7 protein-coding genes are annotated in these 16745 nt (G+C 43.9%); 2 read left to right on the top strand and 5 right to left on the bottom strand.

The window, feature by feature from the left end; all coding sequences use genetic code 11:
- From AQUSIP_RS08985 to AQUSIP_RS08970, 4 genes are all read right to left on the bottom strand, one after another.
- Window positions 1–7605, bottom strand: a complete 7605-nt coding sequence (locus AQUSIP_RS08985) for a protein kinase (protein WP_114835219.1) — start codon at window positions 7603–7605, stop codon at window positions 1–3.
- 56 nt (window positions 7606–7661) lie between these two features.
- Window positions 7662–8150: a hypothetical protein gene (locus AQUSIP_RS08980; RefSeq protein WP_114835218.1), complete on the bottom strand. Its 489-nt coding sequence runs from the start codon at window positions 8148–8150 to the stop codon at window positions 7662–7664.
- A 332-nt stretch (window positions 8151–8482) separates the two neighbouring features.
- Entirely contained in the window at window positions 8483–10126 is a 1644-nt protein-coding gene (groL, locus tag AQUSIP_RS08975; protein WP_114835217.1) for a chaperonin GroEL, read from the bottom strand.
- A gap of 43 nt (window positions 10127–10169) precedes the next feature.
- Window positions 10170–10469 carry a co-chaperone GroES gene (locus tag AQUSIP_RS08970; RefSeq protein ID WP_114835216.1) on the bottom strand — a complete coding sequence of 100 codons (300 nt, stop codon included), beginning with the start codon at window positions 10467–10469 and terminating at the stop codon, window positions 10170–10172.
- A 350-nt stretch (window positions 10470–10819) separates the two neighbouring features.
- Here AQUSIP_RS08970 and AQUSIP_RS08965 point away from each other — a divergent pair, with 350 nt between their 5' ends.
- Together AQUSIP_RS08965 and AQUSIP_RS08960 are read left to right on the top strand one after the other, a co-directional pair.
- Window positions 10820–12622: an adenosylcobalamin-dependent ribonucleoside-diphosphate reductase gene (locus AQUSIP_RS08965; protein WP_114835215.1), complete on the top strand. Its 1803-nt coding sequence runs from the start codon at window positions 10820–10822 to the stop codon at window positions 12620–12622.
- A gap of 165 nt (window positions 12623–12787) precedes the next feature.
- Window positions 12788–13915, top strand: coding sequence for an IS4 family transposase (locus tag AQUSIP_RS08960; protein WP_232058605.1), 1128 nt, complete (start codon window positions 12788–12790; stop codon window positions 13913–13915).
- 133 nt (window positions 13916–14048) lie between these two features.
- Here the strand turns inward: AQUSIP_RS08960 and AQUSIP_RS08955 are convergent, their stop codons facing one another.
- Window positions 14049–16730, bottom strand: coding sequence for a bifunctional acetate--CoA ligase family protein/GNAT family N-acetyltransferase (locus tag AQUSIP_RS08955; RefSeq protein WP_114835513.1), 2682 nt, complete (start codon window positions 16728–16730; stop codon window positions 14049–14051).
- Window positions 16731–16745 lie beyond the last annotated feature (15 nt).

The raw sequence follows: 16745 nt of genomic DNA, 5'->3' as shown, positions 1-16745 counted from the left end.
TCATTCGTTATTTTTTTGAGTTGGGGTAAGCACTTTTCTATTTGACGCTTCTTCATCCCTTGCAACAGGTTTTGGCTGGCCAAATAGAGTTGGGCTATGTTTCGGTCGTACTTCCAGCGCTTCAATAGATGGTTTCGATTTGACTTCATTGTCCTGTTGCTGTTGGATGTGGAGTAATATATTAAGCAGGTCAATAAGTTGATCAATTAGATTGACGAGCATGCTGCTGGTGTTTTCCTGGCGTAGATAATTGTTGAGCATGCTGATTTCTTTTGAATATTGCGCTGTATAAGGCTGCATTTCTTTGGCAGTAAAAAATAGAAGCAGTTTTCTGATGGCAACTATGTCGGGTTTGTTTTTAGCCATGGCAAGCGTGGACTTGACCCAAAGCTCTACGAGTTCAGCATGCTGAACTGAATTTTCGCCCGTTTCTAATGCCATTCTGGCCCTATTGGCAAAGTTATCAAGCAAATCTTTGTTTTCGGCGAGGCATTTCGAGATCGTATTTAAAGCTTCCTTTTGGTTTTTTATAAACGTTCTGTCATTCAGGATTCGATCAATGGCAACGAGCGATGTTTTCGGTGTTGAACGCAGCCACAGTTCCATATAGTCATTGCGGTATTTGTCAAACTGCTTGTCATCGCTAAAGATGGCATCTTCGAGTACGGAAGCGGTGTCGCTATTTTGAATCTGGGCGGCAAGCGCATTCATGACTTGGTCGCGGTTTTGCATCAGCACCGCATTGTCAAAAACCAGATTGAGTACGCTCATGTCGGCTGGCGCAGACAATTTATTTACAGCTGCTTTGCTAATGGCACCGAGATGTTCTGGTTTGACTAGCTCCTGATTGACGATATTCGTGAGTTTTTCTTCCAAGAGAAATTTTGTATTGATCGGGCCAAAAATGACCGTGCGTTGATCGCTGCCGCGGAAGTGAAAATCGCCTTTCAGGAAATAAACAGGATCCTGCTCAATTAATGACGCGATATCGTAACTCTCTCCCTCATGCGTGATAGTAACGGGTTTGAAATCTCCATCGGGTTGTTTTTGAAGGCAAAGGCTCAATTTGATTTCCATGGCAAGCCTTTTCGCCTCTTCCTGTCGGACTTTCATTCTGGCAAGGAGGAAGTTCTGTGTTAGCTCTACCAGTGCTGCTTTTACAATGACACTATCTTTCTCGTTATAACGTTCGAAATTGATTTTTCCATGAGAAGAATGGACTGGCAGCCCTATTTCCTTAAGTGAATCGGATAAAAGCTGATCGATTTTAAAGTCGGGGCTCAGTTCTCTGGCAAAATCCATAATAAATTCAGCCGTGCAAAAATGTTCTAGTTCCGCCATGGATTTGATAATAGCGGCTGTCAACTCTTCGTCGACGTTTGCTTGCCTTTCCAGTTCTTTTGCGAATGCCGGATTGATCTTGAAGTCACGTGGGAATTGACGAAGATGATCAGTTGGGCTTGCGGCTAAAGGATGTTTAGCAACGGCATGCAGGTGTAATTCGGTGCCTAGATCTCTTAGCGCATCAGTATGTGAATTTTTAACAAGCTTGCCTTCAATGATGCCTTTGCGAATGAAATAATATTTGATTTGCTCGGCGGCTTCCTTTTTCTTGGCTTTTTCAATTTCTATATTGCTTAGGCCTTCTTCGGTGGCTTTTGCAACAACGGCTGTGTAATCGAGCTTGATTTTAAGGAAAGCAGCGAGGCCTTCCAGTGCCGCTAGACTCATCTTGCCTAGCTCATTATTGGCGATATCCGTAATAATTTGTGGCAAATCAGTGCCTTTCAGAAAGAGACGTAACACTTCGCCATCAACAGCCGGAACATTATTCAGCTCGCTTAATCTTTTCTCGATGTCGCTTTTTTGAGTGGTTTCAGCTGTTGCTATGCTGAAATTACCGGGCGAAACATTGAAGCTGCCCGTCAAAAGTGATGCGACAGCAATGGGCGCAAAATTGGCGAAGACGGGTTCTTTTCGATGGTTGGCATCGTAGGTGACCTTGCCGTTAATGTCGGTTTTGCAGAAAGCTTCTGTCAGCTCGCTTCTTGCTGGATGGTTTAATACGCGAAACAAATCAGTGGCATTATCGATGGCTACTGTGCCTACATAGAGATTATCGCCAGTAGGTGTTGCTTCTTCTCCCGTGCTTGCTGTGGGAACCGCAAAAAAGGCCGATGCGCTACTGTTTTTGATATTGATCAGCGCATTCATGATGTTGCTGGTGATAACGGCGGCAATATTTTTTTGAGGATCTGTTTTTGCCGGCTGGTATGTTACCGGTTGAATTTTGTAATGCTGCTTATCCTTGTCTTCATAGCTATAAGGAAATTCATAAACGCCGCTGGATGGATCTTTGGCCGCTTTTTTTTGCCCGACCTTAAATTCAGGGCTCATGTTGTCATGCATTTTGCTTAAACTATCCCGCACTTCAGCATTAGAAGGCTCGTGATCAAAATGAGGAGCCTGGGCGGTGGTGAGCTCTTCGTAAGTTTTGGCCTGACGATTAGCTTCCGAAAGTAACTCAGCTAAATTTTCCAACTTTATTCGTAATGAGGTTTTGCGGAAATAATTTTTAACATTTAAGTGATGGTCAATAATTTTAGCCTCAGGGGAGCGAGGATCTAAAATGGTATGCAGATAAGTTAACTTATCTGCCAAAGTAGGTTTTACCTCCAGAGATGAAAGTATTTTTTGAACGATTTGCTTACGCTGCGGGTTGGAATTTTTCTTTCCATAATCACTGATGTTGTTTATCTGTTTTTTTATTGCAGTAGTTAAATCGTTTAAATAAGTTGTATTGACAATGATATCCTTTTCAGCATTATTTCTTTCATGCTCATTGATGTATTTAACTGCTTGTATAACTTTATCACGTGCGTCGACAAGAAGCGCATAAAAGGGATGGCTTTCCGGCACGGTATCAGTAATTTCTTTTAATAATAAAGGATATTTCATGATGCGCTGTTGCAATTTGATAGCAAAAGAACTAATGCCCAAATGCTGAATTTCCTTGAATCCGCCTTGCGTATCAACGTAATCCACAAGAGCAACAAATTTTTTGTATTCAATCGGATTGCTTATAACGCTTTTGAATAAGATGTCGAGGTCTTTGAAAATAACCGCAACGATAGTTTGTATAGCCTCATTATTATCCTGAGGTCTCTCCCCATAAGGGTTTGTTGCCGCCAATTGATACGGAATCAAAAAGGTTTTGAGGAAGGCAAGCTCGTTTTCGGGTAATTCGCCCCTATTTAGGTACTGATGATTTTCCGGATTATTCAGATCGCCAAAGAAGTTAACAAAAGTTTCCATGTCGTTCCGGAATTTTTTTTCAGAAGCATAAAACTCTGTCAGGACGGCGCTTTGTTGTTTAAGATCAACTTCTTTTGGCTTTTCGACATCAGGAAGTTTTTCATAATGGTTTGATGTCGCTGGCTGTTCATGTTCTGTCACAACTTCTTCGTGCCTATGTTCGGATGTTGCGACAGTATCCTGATGAGGCATGGGGTTGAATACTACTGAATCCGACTCATTTGGCGTGGGTCTGATAACATCCTGCGGTTGAGGTATTGGGTCATAGGGGCTCTTTTTTTGAGAATCCTGTTCCTCAGTGAGCGTGCTTTCCCGTTCCAGTTCGCCGGAAACCATTATGTCGGATAGGTCAACTACGTCGGGTTTTTCAGCTTTAGCTTTCTTTAATAGTTTCTTTTCTAACTTGGCTGCGTATTCCTCCGGGCTGCCCAGGGATTTGGTGAACCGTTTGTAGTTTTCAATCGCTTCTTGTGTCGCATCCGGTAATTGTTCCATGTAGTAGTTACTGACAGCGCTTACTTTGGCAGTAGCAGCATGCCAGAGTGCAGCGCGGAAGTGGTGTCCTTGTATCAATGATTTGATGATGCCTTCATTGAGTGTTTCCCAGTCATACATGGCCTTCGGGTTTTCCTGCATGGTTTTTAATGCAGCGGCATAAATGGCAGTTCGGTCTCTCGCGCTTTTGCAGCCTGCAAGTGTCAATGACTGACTTCCCATCAACAGGGTTTCCAGTGTAGTCATCATCAGGTTGCGTTTATATGGTGGGAGACTTTTGTAGGGTTCCTCACCGTCAAGCAGTTTGGTTAAGTACAAGCCGGCTTGCAGGCGGATTGCGACTTCAAGCTGCAGTTCTGCACTCAACGGATTCTTTATTCGTGAAAATTTACCTTTATTTAAATCCGGCAGAAGTCTATTTTTTATTAGGCTATCTTCTCTAAATAAATCAAGTTCATCCCTTAAAACCAAAAGGTTCTTCAAGGTTTTTTGAGCCGCGACCAGTTTTTTACGGCGGATAACCATATCCTTTTTATCTGATTGTATCAGCGGGTTTTCAATTTCATTTTCGCCGATGACGGTTCGTTTATTGATCGCTGCATTTGTCTGATAAAAATGTAGGTTAATGCCATCAACCTGTTTCATCTCCTTAGAAATAGCCTCCATGGCTTCTTTGCCCATTTGCACAAATTTGGCGTTGTTGTCCTTGTGCGGACCGTATTCTTCTAATTTCCATGGCGAGAGTAATGACTGATAATTGATATAAAAATCTTTTTCGCCATAGGCGCCATAAATTTCCTTGAACGCCTTTATACGTGCATCGATTTCAGCTTTTATAATTTCTTTTAATTGCTCAGTGGCGAGCGCCTTGCGAGTTTTTTTATCTTTAATAAGAAGTGGTGTAACGGTGCCCATGCGGACGAAACTTGTCGTCAAGCCTGTAGCAAGATGGTCATTGGCATCAATATTGGCAACGTGGGTTTCAATTAATTGGGAATTTCCCGGTAAAGGTAGCCAGCGTGCGGAACTCGGTGCAGGCAGGCCGCGCTTTTTTAATTCATCCAGGTTTTTTGAAAAGAATTGAGATAACCAATTATCTTTGGACGAATCAATTCCGCCATATCCGCAAGCGTCTTTAAACCAGGGTTGCTTCCTAACTTGTGAAAAATGTTTGTCATAATATGCAGGGCTGATCGGGAGGTGCGAGGCTTTTTCGATGGTGACCTTCTTGTCAGATTGTGACACGGTGATAACAGGCGGATGATTTTCTACCAGAATGGCAATATCATGTGCCATGAACACCTGTTTGCGTGCTTTTTTGATGTCACTCAGGCCTTGATTTGCCAACAAAATACTGGCAAATGCTTCCGCAAGCTGATGTGTATGGTCGGCAACCTCTGCTGGATTTTTTTCTAGGCGATAAAGATAAACGTTATAAGCTAGCTTAATCTCATGAAGCAGTTTTTCTCTGTCTTTGTCATGACTGTTTTCTGCAATAATTAGCATCCCGCGCAAAAAACGCATGGCCTGGATTTCTGCTTCATGTGGATGGATAGGATTAAGAGGATCCAGGGGCGCATCAGGATTGTATTTTACTAATTGTTCATTGCCTTTGTCCTGATAGACATAAAACCCGTCTTTCTGAAGCGCCTTGATGTAATTGTGCGCGGCGGCCAGATCGGTTTGAATGGACGATTTATTAAAGTTGAAATCCGGTAATTTATCGGGTTTAGTTTCGAGCGCGCCGGTACGGGCTTTATCGAATAAATCCTGAAATGCAGATTGCGCGGATGGAGGCGTAACGGGTTCTGGCGTAACAGGAACGCCCTGTTTAGGAGTAGCGGTCGTTTCCGTCTGCCTTTCCGGAATCGTGTCATGATTAAGCGGTGAAGAAATGATACGGTCTGTTTGTGGCATCGTTGGTTTTGTTTCTGCATCTGGTTTAAATACGCTTTTCACCACGCTATCAAAAGATTGATTATGTAGGGCAAAGCGCTGACAAGCTACCCTGAAATTTTCAAGGTCTTGTTTGGTTTGTAAATCAGGATTTGCACTAACATCGTCATTTGTATCAAGAAAAACTTTAAAGTCTTCGTAAAATTGCCTCAGTTCCGGATGGGGGTGCGCATCAAGATAAGCTTCCAGATTTTGTTTGAACTGATTAAAGATGAACCGTTCACCTTTTTCTTCCACACCATAGTAAACGTGGAATTTTACATCTAGTTTCGGATCATATTTACTATCAATGTACTGTAAGACGCTTAGGTTTGGCATCCCGCAGGCAGCCGCGATCATCTCTAGCATAGTGATTTTGAGTGCATAAAAATCAGATGCAGTGGTTGCTCTTCTTTGTGTGATGCGAATTCTGTCTAAATATCTAATGGGTCCTTGATCTGGCGCACCATTTGCCTCAGCTGCTTTTGCGATGGGTGTTTTGAATTGGGAAGGTTTAAGGGATATATTTCCTTCGTGATCAATTCTTATATTATCGCCCAATATATCAAGATTTAAATCGCCGCCTTTATGCATGTTTTCTATCGTCTGTATTAACGTAATAAACTGCTTACCAAGGATGGCTGGCTTTTCTTTTTCATCATGATTCTTCAGGTAATCTTTAAGCTGATTAAGCCCGCTGGTGGAAGCAGCGGGAGTAATATTTTCCATGCGTTCGGGCTCATTTTGGCCCATGAATATCGGAGTCGCATAAGGTCCGCCTGGTTTGGGTGAGGCTGGTTTCATGTTCTTGATAACCACGTCCGGATTTTCTATTTTTTGCGAAGTGGTTAATACTGAATGAATATTGCTATTTTCTAATACAGCTTTAAATGCCTCATTTTTTGCTGCATAGACCTGGCAACATTTCAGAAAAACCTCGTAATCAGCTTCTCTTTGTTTGGCAGGATCAATTGATACCATGGCAGCGGTAGTGCCCGTATGTGTGGACGGAGTAAGAAACGGTTTGAAAGCTTGATATAATTCATTCCCCTGAGGAAGTTTTGCCGAAATTTTTCCTAGAACTGCATCTTCTCCTTCTTTAGCCATCGCGGCTGCAACTTCTGAGATACTACCCAGACCGTCCAGTATAGATGTCCCCATTATTCCGCACATATTGGCGAGGATTTCTATCATGGCGACCTTTGCGGAATAAATATCGGAAGCAGGGGTGCTTGTCCTGTAAAGCAATCGCCCTTTATCCATCCATCTGATTGGGCCGACATCGGAAGTGGTGACAAATTGACCGTTTACCATTTCCTCACTGAGACCGTAATCCGTTATAACAAGTTGGCCGTTTTCAATTAAAAGGTTTCTCCCCGCTATATCATGATGCAATATATTATTGTCACTGAGTATTTTGAGCGCCTTCATTAGAGAAACAAAATACGTTGCAGCTTCAATATTTGTAACCTGTTTTTTCCCACAGTAGTTATGTATATCGCCGCCGTTAGCAAAACGAGAAAGAATGACTGGGTTTCCATTTAACATGGCGGGTGTTGCTAGATTATAACAATGCTGTTTTTCGTTGCGGGCAAGGGCGATTTTTCTTAATTTATCAGCTATCAAGCCTTCTTTTTTAAAATCTTCGATGTTAGCGCCACTTTGAGTCATTTTCATGACAAGATCAAAACTCTTCTCGTCGCAAATACCCATTTTGACCAATTTTCGATGCAATTCAGGAGTAGTAATTTGACATTTATAAACTATGCCAAAAGCACCACGTTTCAATTCTCTTTCTATTTGTAATCCTTTTACTAACTCCTCATCCGTTACTATGTCAGTAACATCATTATGCAACATGCCTTAGGCCTCTCGTTCAATCCACCGTTTATAAATTCTGGCTGACGTTTATCTTTTTAAATATCCTGTTCTTCCAGCATCTTTTGCAGCTTGGAGCCTGGGAAATATTTTTGATAAATGGCATCTTCATTCATTTTTAATTTATTCATCCGCTCATTAACACTGGTTAAGCAGTAGCGGATGGCCGAAGACAGGAATTGATAATCATTTGACTGACGATCCAGCAGAGATAACTGCTGCTGCGCTGCTTGAATAACGCTCGCCATTTTCTCCAGAGGAGCCTTAAAATCTTCAGGTGTTGCCTGCGCGCTCTTGCGCTGCTCGGCGAAATAGCTTTCGGGCGAAGTTTCAGCTCTGAATTGGATGGTGGCACGCAAAAGATCAATCGCCTGCTTGCAAACGGGATAGTCAGATCTCAACCAGTCCAGATAATCAATAATAATATCCCGCATTTCGATGCTATTATAAATGAACCCATACGTTCGGGTACTTTTCTCAGGATCGAAGAAGTAGGGATCGAAATCAGGTTTTTTCCACCATTGCATAAGATCACCTTAACCTATTAAAAAATCTATCGTTATAATCAGTATAGAATAGAAATAAAATCTTACATTAAAACAGCCTTAACTTCGTACTTATTTGAAAATATGAATTATTTTTCTCTTTTTTGAATTTCTTTACAGACCGGGCGTGAAAATAAGATCATTTTTTATCCATTTATATCTATATAGCTTGCATTATTTTCAGTCTGGAGGAAAGAGGCGAAGAATAGGAAGTAAGAAGGTTATAAGCGGTTAATTTACTGATTAAACATAAAAAACCCCGCCGGAGCGGGGTTTTTGTTTTGCGCAACAAGTGTTGCCACAAGAAAGGCAGGTTACATCATGCCTTCCATGCCGCCCATGCCACCCATTCCGCCGTGTCCGCCCATTGGGGCTTCTTCTTTTGGCAGTTCGGTGATCATGCACTCGGTAGTGATCATCATGCCGGCAACGGAAGCTGCTTGCTGCAATGCGGTGCGGGTTACTTTGGTGGGGTCCAGAATACCCATTTCCAGCATGTCACCATACTCGCCTGTTGCTGCGTTGAAACCAAAGTTGCCTTTGCCTTCAACCACTTTGTTTAACACCACGGATGCTTCGTAACCAGCATTACCAACGATCTGGCGAATCGGTGCTTCCAGCGCGCGGCAAATGAGCTGTACGCCTACGCTTTGCGCTTCGTTGTCACCTTTGATGTTCTTGAGCGACTGCATGACACGAATGAGTGCAACGCCGCCACCAGGAACCACGCCTTCTTCGACAGCTGCGCGGGTAGCGTGCAGTGCGTCTTCAACGCGTGCTTTCTTTTCTTTCATTTCAATTTCAGAAGCCGCGCCGACTTTGATCACAGCAACGCCGCCTGACAGTTTAGCCATGCGTTCCTGCAGCTTTTCACGATCGTAGTCAGAGGTGGTTTCTTCAATACGTGCCTTGATTTGCTGGATGCGATCCTGAATGTCTTTCTTTTCACCAGCGCCATCAATGATGGTGGTATTGTCCTTGGTGATGTGAATACGTTTTGCAGAACCGAGATCTTGCAAGGTGGTAGATTCCAGTTTCAAGCCAATTTCTTCAGCAATGACCTGACCTTTGGTAAGCACAGCGATATCCTGCAGCATTTCTTTGCGTCGATCGCCAAAGCCCGGTGCTTTTACTGCGCAAACGCGCACAACGCCACGCATATGGTTGACAACGAGGGTTGCCAAGGCTTCGCCTTCTACGTCTTCTGCAATGATTACTAATGCCCGGCCGGATTTTGCTACTGCTTCCAGGGTGGGGATTAAGTCACGGATGGAAGAAATCTTCTTGTCAGTGATCAGGATGTAGGGATTATCCAGTTCAACAGACATGTTTTGTTGGTTGGTAATGAAGTAAGGTGACAGATAGCCGCGATCGAACTGCATACCTTCTACCACATCTAGTTCATTTTCAAGGCCTGAGCCTTCTTCAACCGTGATGACGCCTTCTTTGCCCACTTTTGCCATGGCATCGGCAATGATGCGGCCGATTGCTTCGTCAGAGTTGGCGGAAATGGTGCCGACTTGCGCAATAGCTTTGTCGTCTTTGCAAGGCACGGAAAGTTTTTTCAGCTGCTCAACGGCATGAACCACTGCTTTATCAATGCCGCGTTTTAGGTCCATTGGGTCAAAGCCTGCCACCACCAGTTTGAGGCCTTCAGAAAAAATCTGACGTCCCAATACGGTTGCTGTCGTGGTGCCATCGCCTGCTTCGTCGGAAGTATGGGAAGCCACTTCCTTGAGCATTTGCGCACCCATGTTTTTGAATTTGTCTTTGAATTCGATTTCCTTGGCAACGGTGACGCCGTCTTTGGTCACGAGCGGTGCACCGAAGGCTTTGTCGATGACCACGTTACGGCCGCGTGGGCCCATGGTGATTTGAACTGCGTTTGCCAGATCGTTTACGCCGGCAAGCATTGCCTGGCGCGCTTTTTCGCTAAATTGTAGTTCTTTAGCAGCCATGATTTTTTCCTCTTATATTAACTGGTTGATGATACAAGGGTTGTTATTCAAGAACGCCCATAACGTCTTCTTCACGCATGACAAGGAATTCTTTTTCGTTGAATTTAAAGTTGGTGCCTGCGTATTTGCCGAACAGGATTTTGTCACCCACTTTAACTTGCAAGGGCTGCATTTTGCCATCGACATATTTGCCGTTACCGATAGCAATAACGGTGCCCTGCATGGGCTTATCTTTGTCAGCCGTATCCGGAATGACGATCCCGCCAGCCGTTTTAGACTCATTTTCTTTAGGCTCAACAACAATCCGATCGGATAAAGGACGGATTTTCGGAGTAATTGCCATAGGTTTTGTCTCCTTTCTGTTTAATAATTAAGTAATAAACTTTATCAGTGGATCCCTTCCCGCAGCATAACGCAGAAAAGGCGTAAGAGTTTGAGAGTATGATTGATACGGCACACCCTCACCCTTACCCTTTCCATTGGGAGAGAAGTCCTGGCTGTGGCTTGAAGCCAAGCTCAGTCTATATATAGGGACAATCAGCCTGGCTTCAAGGGGTGTCGTCTAAAAATTTCCATATAATCCTGCATAAGGGGGTGATCCTCTCACCCTGGCACTGTCAGGTCAATACCCTGGAGAGGAGGGGTAGGCCTGGCATGCTAATATAAAAGGAGAGCCAAGATCAGGATGGCCATATGAATACCTTCAAAGAACCTATCTCAAATAATGTCTGGGACCTCAAATATCGGTACCGGTTCCAGGGGCATATTATAGACCAAACGATTGAAGACACCTGGCGGCGTGTGGCAGTGGCGGTGGCGGGTGCAGAGAAAACCCAGGACGAGCAGGCTTACTGGCAGAAGGCTTTTTATCGTTTGCTGGAGGATTTTCAATTTTTGCCGGGAGGGCGCATCCTGGCTGGAGCGGGAACGGAACATGCGGTGACGCTGTTTAACTGTTTTGTCATGGATATTGCTGAGGATTCGCTCAAGGGCATCTTTGATGCGCTGCGTGAAGGGGCACTGACACTGCAGCAGGGCGGCGGCGTGGGCTACGATTTTTCAGTGCTGCGCCCGAAAGGTGCGCTTGTGAAAAAAACGGGAACGACCTCGTCTGGGCCCGTTTCATTTATGCGTATCTGGGATACGACTTGCAAGATTTTGCTGGCAACGGGCGCTCGCCGTGGTGCGATGATGGCTGTATTGCGCTGCGATCATCCTGATATTGAGGAATTTATCAGCGCCAAGGAAGATCCGCTGGAGCTGCGTCATTTTAATGTGTCGGTGATGGTGACAGATGCCTTCATGGAAGCCGTGCGCGATGACGCCGACTGGCCGCTGGTTTTCCCCACGAAAGAGAGCAGTAAGAATCCGCAGGACATTGTTTACCGCCAATGGGGTAGTGCCTTTAAACCTGTGCCTTGCCGTATTTACCGTCATGTCAAAGCACGCGAACTCTGGCACAAGATCATCCGCTCAGCTTATCAATATGCAGAGCCAGGCGTTCTGTTCGGCGACACGATAAACCGCATGAACACCCTGTGGTACCGTGAACGTATTAACGCGACCAATCCTTGTGGCGAGATTCCTTTGCCGCCTTATGGGGCATGCAATCTGGGGTCTATCAACTTGACCCAATTTGTGGAAGCCCCTTTTTCCCCAAGCGCAAAACTCAACTGGATCGCTATCGAAGAAACTATTCGGGTGGCAACGCGTTTTCAGGATAATGTCATTGACATATCGCATTACCCGCTGCCGGTGCAACGTGAGCAGGCAACGGGGACACGCCGCATTGGCATAGGCGTAACAGGGCTTGCGGATGCGTTTGTCATGCTAGGTGTTCGCTATGGCAGCCCTGCATCGATTGAACTTGCAGCAAAGATCATGAAAAAAGTTGCAGAAGCCACTTGGCAGGCTTCCATTGAATTAGCGAGCGAGAAAGGCACGTTTCCTTTTTTTCAGGAAGATTATTTGCGCGGAAATTTTGTGTTGGGACTGGATGAACAGATTCGGCGAAGCCTAGCGCAGCACGGGATACGCAATAGTCATCATAATACCATCGCACCAACGGGCACGATCAGCCTGCTTGCCAATAATGTTTCCAATGGCATCGAACCCGTTTTCAAAGCGGATTATGATCGTCATGTTCGAGTGCAGGATGAAAAAACAATTGTTTTTCATGTAAAAGATTATGCGTTTCAATTATGGCAGCAAAAAAATAAAAACGGTTTGCCGCCGGAATGGGTGGATACGGATTCACTGACGCCGGAAGCGCATTTGCAAATACAGGGTGCCATGCAACCTTTCATTGATAACGCGATTTCAAAAACAATTAATATTCCTCGCGATTTTCCTTTTGAAAAAATGGTGGATGTGTACAGCAAGGCTTATGCGTTGGGACTCAAGGGGTGTACGGTGTTCAGGCCCAATCCGGTGACAGGCAGTGTGCTGGAGGCAAGTAAATCAGACTCCGTGGATCACTGTTGTCCGTTCGAATAAAAAACACTTCACTCATTATTGAACTTTGGCCATGAAAAGCGTTCACAAACTGTCATCCTGAGCGAAGCGCACTACTGTCCGGTGAACCAGATTAAAAATTGATCGTCCTTGGTAAAGCGCTATGATAGCGCGCTAAACACCACATTTAGCACCAAGGACGAACTGATGAAAGATACCGTTTTTCAACGATTATTAAAACCCGTTACAAAAAAATTAATGAAGGAATGTATAGAACGCTTTCGATCTGATCATCGTTATGAATCATTTAATACATTTGAACATTTAAAAACGATGATTTATGCACATATTAATGAAATTAAAAGCTTACGCACGTTAGAGGTTGCGATAAACAGTCAAAAAATTGGTATAAAAACGCAAGTAAAACGCTCGACCTTAAGTGATGCCAATCGAAAACGACCAGCCGAAAGTTTCTTTTGGATATTAGAACAGCTTATGTCTTTGTTACCCAGGAAAAAACATAAAGAAATAAAAAAAGTAATCAGGATATTAGATAGTAGCCCGATACAGCTAAGAGGCCAAGGGTACGATGAGTGGTCAAAGCAATATGCGACTCGGCATATACAAGGATTAAAACTACATGTTGAATATGATTTAGGATTAGATTTGCCCTTAAGGATGAAGTTGAGTCATCCAAATTGTAATGATGCGACGATGGGACAAAAATGGCCAATCCTTAAAAACACCCTTTATGTGTTTGATAAAGGTTACTACGATTACAATTGGTGGTGGAGCATCAACAAAAGGCAGGCTTATTTTGTGACTCGATTAAAGAAGAATGCGGCCATTGTTATAGAAAGCCGGCAAAAAAATACTCGCGAACCCATCTTACAAGATTGTCTTTTTAGAATTTCAAATAAAGTTCCACGTGGTGGAAAACGCATGGAATATAGCGAGACGCTGAGATATATAAGTGTAAAAAGAGAAGGAAAAACTCCTCTTATTTTGGTAACTAACTTGAAAGATTTACCAGCAGAAAATATTGCTAAGCTTTATAAAGCCCGATGGGAAATAGAGCTATTTTTTAAATGGATCAAGCAAAATCTTCGACTTAAAAAATTTCTGGGCCGATCTTCTAATGCGGTTAAAATTCAAATAGCAACAGCCTTGATTGCTTTTATATTGATACAGATATTTAAAAATGTTTCAAATGAGAAACGTTCATTACATCTCGTTTTAGTCTGGATCAGACATAATTTGCATGTTGCAGAATATCGCAATAGACAATACAAGCCTCCTATTTATTTAATTTCAAGGAGACCTGTTTATTTATGATACAGGTTCACCGGACAGTAGTGGAGCGAAGCGAAGGATCTCCTTTTGCATATTGGCAGATCCTTCAAGCAAAAAACGCTCTCAGGATGACAGCATTATCGAGTATTTTGTAAAAATGACCAAAGTCCAATCATTAATCGAGGGTTTTAATCGCAATTTTAATGGAAGTATCATCCCTGCGTGTCTGGATGGTAAACCCAAGTGATTCAGCGAGTTGCAGCATGTTATGATTGTTTGCAAGGATCTCGCCTTTCATTGTTTTTAATCCCTTCATTTTTGCTTCTTCTATCAGGTTTGTCATTAAATGCGACCCAATCCCTTTTCCTTGCCAGGCATCCGCCACCACTAGGGCAAATTCGCAAGATTCCTGGTCGGGATTAATAATGTATCGCGCAACACCAATATTTTTTTCTTTGTTATCCTGATGGATGGCGGCAATCAACGCCATTTCGCGGTCATAATCAATTTGAGTAAACCGCACTAACATGGTTTGCGTTAATTCCTGTAAATGTTCCATAAAGCGAAAATATTTTGATTGCGGAGAAAGGCTGCGCACAAAGGCTTGTTCAATTTCAGCATCTTCTGGACGGATAGGGCGAATTGTTATATTAGTGCCATCGGCTAATTGCCAACGCGAAATCAAATGATGAGGATAAGGATGAATGGCCATGTGGCTGTAAGGAACAAGCATTGGTACATGGATGTCTACCAGGATACGGGCATCAATCGCAATGGCCTCATTTTCGTTGATGATAATCGGATTAATGTCCATCTCCTGAATCTGCGGTAACTCACATACCATTTCCGAGACGCGCAGCAATATATTTTCAATGGCGGTTAAATTAACGGCCGGCATATTGCGAAATTTACCTAGCAATTTTGCCATACGAGTTTGTGCAATCAATTTTTTCGCAAGGAACTGATTAAGGGGCGGCAGCGTGATGGCGGCGTCCTGAATGACTTCGACAAAAGAACCGCCAGCGCCGAAGCTAATAACAGGACCAAACACAGGGTCGCGCAGTACACCGATCATCAGTTCACGGTCGTTAGGATTTTTGTACATTCGTTCAAGCGTGACGCCTACGATATCAGCGTCAGGGCATTTTTGTTTTGCCTGTGCAATCATATCACTAAATGTTTCACGCACGGCTTCTGCATTCGGGACATTTAAGCGTACTCCACCTACATCTTGTTTATGTGTGATATCAGGCGAATAAATTTTCATTGCAAGGGGAAAGCCTAATGATTCTGCTACCACCAAGGCTTCATTGGCAGTGTGCGCTTCAATAGTTTGTGTGACTGGGATGCCGAAGGCGTTAAGAATCGCTTTTGATTCAGTCAGGGTTAATATCTTGCGTTTTTCCGCCAGAGCAGAATCAATAATTAAACGTGCTCCGGTGATGTCCGGTTTACTTTGATAAGCGAGCGGTTCGGGGACTTGTAATAATAATTGTTGATTAATGTAATAATTCGCAAGGTAAGAAAAAGCTTCAATAGCGGATTCAGGCGTGCTAAAGCAAGGTAACTGATGCTTGGCAAATAATTTTCTCGCCGATTTTACCTGATGTTCACCCATCCAGCAGGCAATGATCGGTTTATCGTTTTTACTGGAGGCTGTAATCACTTCTTCCGCAACTTTGTCTGGTTGCGACATGACGACAGGGACAAGGATGGTGACGACGCCATCTATATGCGGATCGCTGAGACAAGCAGCAACGGCTTTACGATAACGTTCAGGTGTGGCATCACCCAGGATGTCAATGGGATTATGATGAGACCAGTGGCCGGGTAAAATCTGATTGAGATAGTCAAAAGTCGCTTTATCCGGTTCAGGGAGCGGGATGTTTAGTTCGGCTGCTCGATCAGCCGCCATGACCCCAGCACCGCCGCCATTGGTGACAATTGCCAAACGGTCGCCTTTAGCGCGATATTTACTTGCAAGCGTTTGAGCGGCAGAGAAAAGCTGCTCGATTGACATGACTCGTACGGCGCCTGCTCTTTTTATTGCTGCATCAAAGACATCATCTCTGCCTACAATGGCGCCTGTATGAGAGAGTGCGGCGCGTGAGCCTTGTTGAAAGCGGCCTCCCTTGATAACGACCACTGGTTTCATTCGTGCTGCGACACGCAGACTGCTCAGAAAGTGCCGGGCATGACGTATGCCTTCAACGTATAACAAAATACTCTCTGTTTTAGGATCCAGTGCAAGGTAATCAAGCGCATCACTAAAATCAATATCAGCGGCATTTCCCAGTGAAATTACCGCGGAAAATCCAACGTGTCTTTCCTTTGCCCAATCCAGAATGGCAGCACAGATGGCGCCGGATTGTGAAACGAGGGCAAGATTGCCTGCCAATGCGTTAATATTATTAAATGTTGCATTCAATCCGAGATGAGGCAACATCATTCCCAGGCAATTCGGTCCTATCATGCGTACATGGTGTCTTGCGCCCGCTTCAATTATTTTTTCTTCTAAGGATTTTCCTTCTTTGCCTGTCTCGCTGAAACCGGCTGATAAAATAATCGCAGCATGTATATTTTGTTCGCCACACTCCGAAATAACATCAGGTACTGCTTGCGCCGGTGTAACAATCACGGCGAGTTCAACCGGTTTTTTGATAGCTGTGACGGAGGGAAAGCAGGGCTCATCGAGGATGGAGGTATGATTTGGATTCACCGCATATAATTGGCCAGAAAAGCCGCCCTGTAACAAATTGCTGAAAACTTTCATGCCTACCGAGTTATCGCGGTTGCTGGCACCCACAACCGCAATTGAACGGGGATTAAAGAAATGGTTGAGATAATGCGAATCCATAAAAGGGCTGCCTTA

This window comes from Aquicella lusitana, from assembly GCF_902459475.1.
In the GTDB taxonomy this organism is placed as follows: domain Bacteria; phylum Pseudomonadota; class Gammaproteobacteria; order DSM-16500; family DSM-16500; genus Aquicella; species Aquicella lusitana.
The sequence above is the reverse complement of the archived record's forward strand: the minus strand, read 5'-3'. Positions and strand labels throughout refer to the sequence as shown.